Source organism: Acinetobacter sp. YH12151, assembly GCF_013418355.1.
Taxonomy (GTDB): Bacteria; Pseudomonadota; Gammaproteobacteria; order Pseudomonadales; family Moraxellaceae; genus Acinetobacter; species Acinetobacter pseudolwoffii.
The window spans coordinates 1-10,312 of sequence record NZ_VPCG01000064.1 but is presented as its reverse complement, the minus strand read 5'-3'; the positions used below and the strand labels follow the sequence as shown (position 1 = coordinate 10,312).

The following is a 10,312-nucleotide window of genomic DNA, read 5'->3' as shown; positions in this document are numbered from 1 at the left end:
CAATACCAGCGCACAGCCCAAAGAATGATTTCGCCCTGAAAATGCCGACCATGGAAAGGATTCATATGCTGCACCTTTAGCTAAAACAGTCTTCAGCTTACCATTCGTGGTTATTTGCAACAGTGCCGTTAAAAGAACCTTCTTTTCTTTCTACGGTAACCCCAGCATAGTTGGCAACTTTTTGTCGCGTACCAGTAAGTGTATTAAATAAAGAGGTTTTTCCGCAATTTGGATTACCGACTAATGCAATATTCTTAATCTTCATTGGATACTAACTCTACAAAAATTCTTTCAGCTTCATTCTTTCTTAATGCGAATCTTGAAGTTTCAATCTGAACTAAAACAGGATCTCCGCCAAAAACACCTTTAGCGAGTACTTGTAGAGTTTCACCCTCTCTAAAACCTAATAGTTGGAGCCGTTCCAATACGGGATCAGTGGTATGACTGTATTGATTACCTTTTTTGAGATCTCTAATTTTGACGATCTGATTTTGTTTAACTTGAAATAGATTCATTTTCGATACTCTTACTTCAAAGCCAAAATCTTTCGAGCACCATTAAGCACGAATAAAGAAACCAGGATGCCAATGATTAAGTCTGGATAAGCTGATCCCGTCCACGCCACGAGTACACCGGCAAATATAACGCCCATATTTACGACAACGTCATTCGCCGAGAAAATCCAACTGGCTTTCATATGTGCGCCATCTTCTCGATGACCAGAAATAAGATATAAGCATGTCACGTTAGCTATAAGTGCGAGCAGGCCAATAACAATCATGAGCGTTGATTCTGGCTCGCTTCCAAACATGAATCGTCTAATGACATCAATAATCACGATGACAGCAAGTAATAACTGAATCCAACCTGCGAAATGGGCTGCTTTCACTTGATATTTCGCAGCTTTTCCGACGGCATATAGCGCAATACCATAAACGGCTGCATCGGCAAACATATCTAGAGAATCAGCAATCAATCCTGTAGACGCAGCAATAATTCCGCTGATGAATTCTATAAAGAACAGTAGAGCATTAATGCCTAATAACAGTTTAAGTACTTTAGCTTGTCTCACAGGATCAGGTTCATTAGGTATATCGCCTGTAGAAAGCTGTGTTTCATCAAGTTTCGCCCCAAAACCCAGTCCTTCGAGTTTAGCCGTAATTTGCTGAATCCCTTCATTATGGAAGACTTTCAGTTTTCGATTGGGAAGATCAAAAGTAAGACCTTTAACTGCTTCAATATCTGCAAGAGCCATACGGACCATTTGCTCTTCAGCAGAGCAATCCATTTTAGGAATGGTATAGGTACTTGTTTGCTTAGCCTGTTGATTGCTTATATAAGTTTCAGTCTTCACAAGCTTTGCACCAAAACCCAAAGCTTCAAGTTTGGTAGTTATATTTTCATCTTTTTGATTATGTAGAACCTTTAAAGACCGGTTAGGTAAATCAAAGATGAGTTTTTGAACACCATCAATTGAAGATAGCGCCATACGAACCATCTGTTCTTCCGCAGAACAATCCATTTTGGGAACTAAGTATTCACTCATGTAGTGCGAATCTTTTAAAACGTTTTCAGTGCTTAAATTTTCTTTGGGATCAGAACCACAACAGGATTGAGCGGTATCTTCACAACTGTTTGAAGTGTTACAGCAAGGAGATGAAGATTTTTCTTCTTCCTCTTCACCACAACAGCTAGGCGTATTATCACAATTCTTTGAATTGCTTGCTTCTGCAATTGATGGATGATTTTCTTGTTGAGATTTCTTATCTTCGCATGGTGTTTCTTTACTACATCCACAGCCACTCATAGTTATACCCATTAAAAAAATTTATAAACTTTGAATATTAGAATCCCTATAGTTACTATAGAGTCAAGATTTTTTGGAAATACCAACTCAATGCATTTAAAAATTGGTGAACTCTCTAAAAAAACCTCATGTTCAGTATTAACAATTAGGTTTTATGAAAAGGAAGGTTTAATTCCAGAACCAGAAAGAACGGAAGGAAATTACCGCCTTTACGATGTAGGCTATGTTGAGCGAATTAAATTTATTTTGAATTGCCGAACTTTAAATATGAGTTTGAATGAAATTCGTCAATTACTTACCTATAAAGACAAACCTGAGAAAAATTGTTCAGGGGTGAATGAATTAATTGACTTACATGTCAGTGCTATCAGAGAAAATATAATCAAGCAACAAAAGCTTATTGAACAACTATCTGATTTAAGAGGTACTTGTGATGGTTTATGTACAATTGACCAATGTGGAGTTTTAAAAAATCTAGCTTGATTATCTAGACCTATGCTTTTTCAAAAACTCTGTATATCTTTACTTAAGGCTGCAAAAAGATTAAGGTGACTTAAATTTTGTGATAAGATCTTAGATAGCTTTGGTTAGCTTCCGATTGGTGTTTTAAATACAGATTTGTGTATGAAGAGAAAAACATTTCTAATCCAGATATTGGTACTCTTATTCACATTCCAGAATATTTGGAGTGTGGCAGAGGCTGCTTGTCTGCATGAAATGCCAAACATACCCAATTCAATACTCTCTAATCCAATCGATTTAGACGAAAAGAGTGATAGTCCTCGTCAAGCACTTTATTCCCTAGAAAACTATAAAGAAATCTATGACTATTGTCAGAAGGTTTGTTTTAACGAAAAGTGCAGTCATTTCTCAAATACAATCGTGATTCAGATTGACCCACCCGATGATCTGAAGCTTAAAGCTGATTTTGAGACCGGCATTACCCCAACTTATTTGGGAATAACTTTTTATAAATCCCCTTATCTGAATCAATTAACCCCGCCTCCCGATTTGCCCCTACTATTGGTGGGGTAGTCTTATAAAAGCCCACCACTCCTAATTTCATTATGCGTGGGGCATTTTCATGTCAAAAAACAAATTACATCAGGATACCTCCATCCTGAATTTATCCTGGTCAGCCTTAGGTAGCGGTATCTTGCTATCTGCAATGATCAGCATCAGTACTTCCGTAGTCGCCAGTACTCAAGATTTAACGCTGCAGCAAGCTATTGAGCAGGTTAACCAATATCAAGCGTCCCAAAATTTCTGGGAAACGCAAAATAGTATTAATGCCACGAATCTTCAGCAAAGTAAGCTGTTTAAAAATCCTGAATTGTCAGTTGAACAAACGGGCTTTGGTTCAAATAATGAAAAAGAGCTTGCCATTGGCATATCACAACCCTTGGATATTTTTGGTGAGCGAAAAGCAAACCAAAAATTAGCCAGTCTCTCTACAGATAAAACAGCACTGAAGCAGAAGATTTATCAAGCGCAAATTGAGCTTGCGGTGAAATATGTATGGTCACAACTGGCCATTGCTGAACTTGAAAGAAACATTGTCAATGAACAACTTCGGGTGAGTGAAGAAAACCTTAAAGCGATCGAGAAGCGCTTTACTGCGGGCGGTATCGCGCAAGTAGATGTGAATCGCGCACGTTTAAGTCATGCTGAAAATATACGCCTTTTTAGACAGGCAGACTTACAGGTACAAGTGGCCACCCAACAATTATCAAATTTATGGGGTACGTCTGATAAGTCATTGCAGGTAAACCTCTCTTCACAAAAGCTCTGGCCAAAATCGACTCATGGACAGGTTCAAGAATATTTAGCGGAAAACTACGTTGAGAAATATCGAGCTTTACTGGTATTAGAGTCTCAAGCAACGGTTGATCAACTAAGAGCAAAGGCACGTCCTAACCCCACTTTAAACCTAGGTGTCAACCGCACCCAATCCTTGGAAAACTCCACACAAAATCAATTAGTAGTCGGAGTTAGTGTACCGCTTAATATTTTCGATCGTCAGCAAAATGGCATAAAAATCGCGCAAGAAAAAATGAACTTATTAGAGCGTCAGAAAGAATTTTATCTGAAGCAAAATGCGCTGCAAATAGGCACAATTTTAACCGAGTTGCAGGGTTTAGAGCTGCAATTCAAAGTCGTTGACGAGACTCAAATTCCTTTGGCGACTCAAGTTCAAAGTAAAACGCTACAAGGTTTTCTGGCAGGAAAGTTTGCTTTAACCGATGTTCAGCAAGCCACGCTTCAATTACAAGACATCCGTCTGCGTAAAGTCCAGTTGTTACGGGATGGCTGGCAAAAGGCCATTGAAGCAGAAAGTTTGAGCTTAGGCATTAGCCCAAGTGAAGTCATGTCGAAAGATGCTATTGCACAAATCAATCAAAACTTATGGCAAGACATACAGGCCATGCCTGTCATTGGTGGGGGAAATTAACATGTTCGATCTTAAAAACAGCTTAAAAAAACAGAGCGGAAAAATCTCTCAACCTCTACTGATTGGTTTGGTCATCGGCGCAACCGTACTACTCAGTATTTTCTTGATCTTGTCGGGTAAGAATAAATCTGAAACATCAGATGAACATGCAGAGGAAGAAGGCGCAGAGGAACATGGAAGTGAAGAAGGCAAAGAGGAACATGGCGGTGAAACCGAAGAGCATGCAGAAGGCGTGAGCCTGACGGCCAAGCAACTGGTTGAACAAGGCATACAGTTATCAGCAGTCGATCAAGGTCCGGTGGTTAAATTAAGTTCTTATCCAGCAAAACTTAACGTGAATACCGACCAGCAAGCGCATGTCTCTCCGAGTTTTAGTGGTCATGTCGAAAATGTCTATGTAGAACTCGGCCAAAAAGTTCAGAAAGGACAGTCTTTGGCCACGTTGCTTGTTCCTGATTTAGTCGATCAGCAGGCCAATCTAAAAATTGAACAAACCAACCTTGAACTGGCGAAACAGGACTTCGAGCGTGAGCGTCAGCTGTGGTCACAGGGTATTTCAGCAAAACAGGACTATCAACGTGCTTACAACAGCTATAAACGGGCGCAAATTCAGGTCCAATCGGCCCAATCACGTTTAAGTGCGTTTGGTGCTGTGAATACCAGTAACGGGCGCTATATTTTGAAAGCCCCCATTTCCGGCGTGATCAGTAAAAAGGATTTGGTGCTAGGAGAAAATGTTCAGTTAGCAAGTCAACTCTTTACCATAGACCGGTTAGATCAGCTCTGGCTTGAGTTTATTGTTCCAAATTCTGAAATTATGGGTTTAGCCCCGAATCAAAAGATCGAATTTAAATCCTTGCAAACTGAAAAGGTCTATCAGGCAGTTATCCAGACTTTAAATACTGAAGCGGATACTCAAACGGGTCGTCTTCAGGTGCGAGCAAAAGTTGAATCGAATGCAACCGAATTACGTCCAAACTTGATGGTAAACGTACTGCTGCAACAACGCAGTGAAAGTACCGCATTACGGGTGCTTAAGTCAGCAGTTCAGAATATCGATGGAAAGGATGTGGTTTTTGTCGCCACTCAACATGGACAGAAAGTTGAATTCAGTCCGCAGCCGGTGAAATTAGGTCAGTCATCTGGGGAGAGCCAGTGGATTGAAGTGGTAAATGGGCTTAATCAGGGACAAAAATATGCCGCTCAAGGTAGTTTCTTACTGAAATCTGAAATGGAAAAAGGAGAGGCTTCACATGGGCACTGAAAATTCTCAAATATCTAATAATGAGTCAATAAAGCCTGAAGGACTGTTTGATCGGCTGATCCAGTTTTCTATTCATAACGCAATCTGGGTCATGCTGTTTGTTGCAGCCTGGATTGCTATTGGTATTTATAGTTATCAAAAGTTACCGATTGATGCTGTACCGGATATTACCAATACTCAGGTGCAGATTAACACTTCAGCCAATGGCTTTACGGCTTTGGAAATGGAACAGCGGATTACCTATCCAATTGAGAATGCCATGTCAGGCATGCCGAAAATGGAACAAACCCGTTCGATTTCACGCTACGGCTTATCGCAAGTGACCATCATTTTTGAAGATGGCACGGATATTTACTGGGCCAGACAGCTTATCAACCAGCGCTTGCAAGAAGCAATGGGAGAAATGCCTGAAGATGTGCAACCTAACATGTCGCCTATTTCGACAGGTTTAGGTGAAATCTATCAATGGGTGATTAAAGCCGAACCAAATGCTAAAAAGCCGGATGGAACCCCTTATTCGGCGATGGATTTACGTGAAATTCAGGATTGGATTGTAAGACCGCAATTACAGCGCGTAAAAGGCGTTGCGGAGATCAACAGTATTGGTGGCTTTAATAAAACCTATGTGGTTGCCCCTGATCTGAACCGATTGCAACAATTGCAAATTCCTTTGTCTGATTTACAAACTGCCTTAACAGAGAATAATGAAAACCGTGGTGCTGGCTATATTGAGAAAAATGGACAACAGCTAACGGTTCGTGTTCCCGGCACTTTAAACACGATTGAAGATATCCAGAACATCAGTATTACCAATAAAAACGGCTATCCTATTCGGGTGGCAGATGTCGCCAATGTCTCAATTGGTCATGACTTAAGAACAGGGGCTGCAACCTATAATGGTGAAGAAACTGTATTGGGTATTGCCATGATGATGATGGGAGAAAATAGCCGTACCGTTGCTCAAGCCATTGATGAAAAGGTGCAATCGATCCAGCAATCGCTACCTAAAGGTGTGGTGATTGAGACTGTGTATGACCGTACGCATTTGGTTGATCGGGCGATCAAAACCGTTCAGAAAAATTTGATTGAGGGTGCAATCCTCGTCATTGTTATTTTATTTCTCTTTCTAGGTAATTTCCGTGCTGCGCTGATCACGGCTTGCGTTATTCCACTGTCAATGCTGTTTACCTTGACGGGAATGGCAGAGCAGAAGATTAGTGCAAATCTGATGAGTTTAGGGGCACTGGACTTCGGTATTATTATTGATGGTGCAGTGGTTATTGTAGAAAACTGTATCCGTCGGCTAGCAGAAGCTCAGAAGCTGAAAGGTGGTTTACTTAGCCGTTCTGAAAGATTTAAAGAAGTCTTCTTGGCTGCAAAACAGGCGCGTCGTCCTCTCATCTTTGGACAGTTAATTATTTTGGTAGTTTATCTACCTATCTTTACCCTGACGGGTGTAGAAGCCAAACTTTTCCATCCTATGGCAATGACGGTTGTACTGGCTTTAATTGGGGCCATGATTTTATCTGTCACTTTTGTGCCAGCCGCAGTTGCCCTATTTGTCACTGGAGAAGTCAAGGAAACCGAAAGTCGCTGGATGCATTGGCTTAAAACTAAATATGAATTGCTTTTAGATAGAGCCTATGAGCTTCGTTTATTTGTGACTATTGTGGCTGCCTGTATTTTAGTGCTTACGGGTGTGCTAGCTACTCAAACAGGTAGCGAGTTTGCACCTCAACTGGGTGAAGGTGATTTTGCTGTTCAGCAAATGCGTTCCCCAAGTACAGGGTTAGAACAGTCACTGAGAATGCAGGAAAATACTGAAAAGTTACTGTTGAAAGAATTTCCTGAAATTAAAGCAATCTTTGCCCGTACCGGTACAGCAGAAGTGGCCACAGATGTCATGCCACCCAACATTTCAGATGGCGTGGTACTGTTAAAACCTCATGATGAATGGCCTGATCCAAAACAAACGATTGATGAGCTTCGCCAAAGAATGATTACTTTCTTAGCGACATTGCCGGGAAATAACAGTGAGTTCTCGCAACCCATTGAACTGCGTTTTAACGAGTTAATTTCAGGGGTGCGAAGTGATGTGGGTGTCAAGTTATTTGGCGATGATATGGAAATTCTGAATCGTGAAGCGAATAAGATTTCTCAGAAAATTAAATCAATTTCAGGCGCGACAGCCGTTAATGTAGAGCAAACCAGCGGCTTACCCTTGTTGAATGTAGAAGTTGATAAGTCCAGAGCAGCACAATACGGCTTGTCGGTAAGAGCAATTCAGGATCTGGTGGCGACAAGTGTCGGTGGTCAAAATGTTGGAACCATTCTACAGGGAGACAAGCGTTTTGATTTTGTTATCCGTCTAGATGAATCCCAGCGTAGTCCCGAGCAGTTAGCGCTACTTCCTGTTCAATTGCCAAATGGTGGTTTAGTCCAACTGCAAGATGTTGCACGCGTTGAAAATATCCTGGGTATTAATCAGGTCAGCCGTGAAAATGGTAAACGTCGGGTGGTTATTACTGCAAATGTAGAAGGACGCGATTTAGGCTCATTCGTAACAGAACTTCAGAGCACGTTATCCAAACAGGAATTACCAAGCGGTTATTGGATAGATTATGGCGGTCAATTTCAAAATCTGATGTCTGCAAAAGCGCGTATGCAATTGGTGGTTCCGCTCGCATTGTTGACGATCTTTATTTTATTGATGGCTGTATTCCATAATATCAAAGAAAGCTTACTGGTCTTTAGTGGTGTCCCGTTTGCCTTATGTGGAGGCTTAATCGCGTTGTGGTTGCGTGACATTCCATTATCCATGTCAGCAGGGGTTGGCTTCATTGCACTATCGGGGGTGGCTGTACTGAATGGCTTAGTCATGCTCACCTTTATCAAAGAGTTGCGACAGCAATATGACCTTTATTATGCAACGTGGCAGGGTGCAATTTTGCGTCTTAGACCTGTGCTGATGACAGCTTGTGTGGCGTCCCTTGGGTTTGTCCCGATGGCTTTGGCAACCGGAACTGGGGCAGAAGTACAGAGACCTTTAGCAACAGTGGTTATTGGAGGAATTATCTCCTCTACCCTGCTTACATTGGTTTTATTGCCCGTACTGTACCGCTGGATGAATGAAAAAAAAGTTTCTTAATCCAATAGATTAGTCGATTTACAGCAGAGATATTGGCTGTTATCCAATATCTCTGCTCATCATAAATAGAATAAGGAAAATATTTTATGTCAGAACATCATGATCATAGCCATGCGGTTGTTACTGAAGAAAATAGTAAGAAGTTAATGGTTGCCTTAGGTTTAACGACTACTTTTTTAATAGTAGAAGTTGTCGCTGCTTTTATTACCCAAAGTTTGGCTTTGTTATCTGATGCAGCTCATATGTTTACTGATGTAGCCGCTTTAGCTATTGCTCTTGCCGCTATCAAAATTGGTAAAAAAGCCGCAGATGATAAAAGAACTTTTGGCTATCAGCGATTTGAAATTTTAGCGGCTCTGTTTAATGCGGTGATGCTTTTTGTGGTAGCAATATATATTGTATATGAAGCTTATCAACGTTTTACGAATCCTGCTGAAATTCAAAGTGTTGGAATGATGATTGTCGCGGTTGGTGGTTTGGTCATAAATTTGATTTCAATGAAAATCCTTTCTGCGAGTGCTCAAGAAAGTCTAAATATAAAAGGTGCATATTTAGAAGTTCTTAGTGATGCTCTAGGATCGATAGGCGTGATTATCGGAGGAATAGTTATTTATTTTACCCAGTGGATGTGGGTTGATACCGTAATCGCTGTGTTAATTGGCTTCTGGGTCTTACCTCGAACTTGGATTTTATTAAAACAAAGTATTAATATTCTGCTTGAAGGAGTTCCTGATGAGATTGATATTGAGTCGTTAAGAAATGATTTATTGAAGCTAGAGGGCGTTGAAGGGATTCATCAGTTGAAAGTCTGGGCTATATCCTCAAGAAATATTCATTTAACTGCTCATTTGGTTGCTCCGAATAGCAATACAGATCAACTCTATCAAAAGGCCTTAGACGTTCTAAAACATAATCATAGTATTACTGAAATTACGTTACAAATAGAAAGTACGGAATGTAATACATTGGAACAGCATAAACATTAAAGTGCTGCTCTTTCTACATAATGGACAGATGACTAGGCTGATAAACCTTACCATTTTCCTGTATTACACTTCTATTTATCACACGCACTTTAAACACCATCCTGAGACATTTTAAAATTACAAGAATGTAATTTATGAGTCCTCTGGGTGTTAATTCTTTAAAGTTAGAATATCTAACAAGTATTAAATGAGAGTAAATGAACATGCTATTCAAAAATAAATTTTGTACTAAATTACTGTTAATTAGTGCATTCTTTAGTATCGCAAGTTTTAGTTATGCAGATGGCGGATTGTTATTTCTTGAAAAGAATTTAAAAGCTTCTAAAGTTGAAAATTCTAAACAAAAACAAGTTAAAAATAATGAATCAAATGAATCAAATGAATCAAATGAATCAAATGAATCAAATGAATCAAATGAATCAAATGAATCAAATGAATCAAATGAATAGTTGGGTTGCATAAATAAATCAATTAGACTTATTCATTCAGCAATATAATTCCTGAATGAATAAGTTTATAACTAAAACCGGCTTTGTTGCATAAACATTCAAAAGCTGAGTTTTCCCCAATCCATTCAAATTTAAGTGACAACTTGGGTGTGAGGTCTACCTAATTCCGTAAATCTATTCAGAACTGCCACACGCGCATGAACTTC

8 protein-coding genes and 2 pseudogenes are annotated in these 10,312 nt (G+C 39.9%); 7 read left to right on the top strand and 3 right to left on the bottom strand.

Annotated features, from left to right (window positions below):
• Positions 1–130: 130 nt before the first annotated feature.
• The 3 genes and pseudogenes from FTU82_RS14670 to FTU82_RS14660 form a co-directional block, all read right to left on the bottom strand.
• A pseudogene (locus tag FTU82_RS14670) lies at positions 131–265 on the bottom strand (FeoB small GTPase domain-containing protein); the annotation flags it as partial.
• On the bottom strand, positions 255–515 hold the full coding sequence (locus FTU82_RS14665; protein ID WP_004665962.1) for a FeoA family protein: 261 nt from the start codon (positions 513–515) through the stop codon (positions 255–257). The gene FTU82_RS14665 and the pseudogene FTU82_RS14670, both read right to left, overlap by 11 nt.
• Positions 516–526: 11 nt before the next feature.
• Complete coding sequence (locus tag FTU82_RS14660; protein WP_005407391.1) at positions 527–1,807, bottom strand: cation transporter; 1,281 nt, start codon at positions 1,805–1,807, stop codon at positions 527–529.
• A 90-nt stretch (positions 1,808–1,897) separates the two neighbouring features.
• Between FTU82_RS14660 and cadR the strand changes: the two genes are divergently transcribed.
• The 7 genes and pseudogenes from cadR to FTU82_RS14625 all read left to right on the top strand — a co-directional run.
• A complete protein-coding gene (cadR, locus tag FTU82_RS14655; protein ID WP_039624321.1) occupies positions 1,898–2,290 on the top strand; it encodes a Cd(II)/Pb(II)-responsive transcriptional regulator in 393 nt (130 codons plus the stop codon).
• Positions 2,291–2,431: 141 nt separating this feature from the next.
• Entirely contained in the window at positions 2,432–2,842 is a 411-nt protein-coding gene (locus FTU82_RS14650) for a hypothetical protein (RefSeq protein WP_039624319.1), read from the top strand.
• 49 nt (positions 2,843–2,891) lie between these two features.
• On the top strand, positions 2,892–4,259 hold the full coding sequence (locus tag FTU82_RS14645; RefSeq protein ID WP_180001850.1) for a TolC family protein: 1,368 nt from the start codon (positions 2,892–2,894) through the stop codon (positions 4,257–4,259).
• 1 nt (position 4,260) lies between these two features.
• Complete coding sequence (locus tag FTU82_RS14640; protein WP_180001849.1) at positions 4,261–5,523, top strand: efflux RND transporter periplasmic adaptor subunit; 1,263 nt, start codon at positions 4,261–4,263, stop codon at positions 5,521–5,523.
• Entirely contained in the window at positions 5,513–8,671 is a 3,159-nt protein-coding gene (locus FTU82_RS14635) for an efflux RND transporter permease subunit (protein WP_180001848.1), read from the top strand. The genes FTU82_RS14640 and FTU82_RS14635 overlap by 11 nt, the downstream gene beginning before the upstream one ends.
• A gap of 86 nt (positions 8,672–8,757) precedes the next feature.
• Positions 8,758–9,657: a cation diffusion facilitator family transporter gene (locus tag FTU82_RS14630; protein ID WP_180001847.1), complete on the top strand. Its 900-nt coding sequence runs from the start codon at positions 8,758–8,760 to the stop codon at positions 9,655–9,657.
• Between the two features lie 203 nt (positions 9,658–9,860).
• Positions 9,861–10,040, top strand: a pseudogene (locus tag FTU82_RS14625) (hypothetical protein); the annotation flags it as partial.
• Between the last annotated feature and the right edge of the window lie 272 nt (positions 10,041–10,312).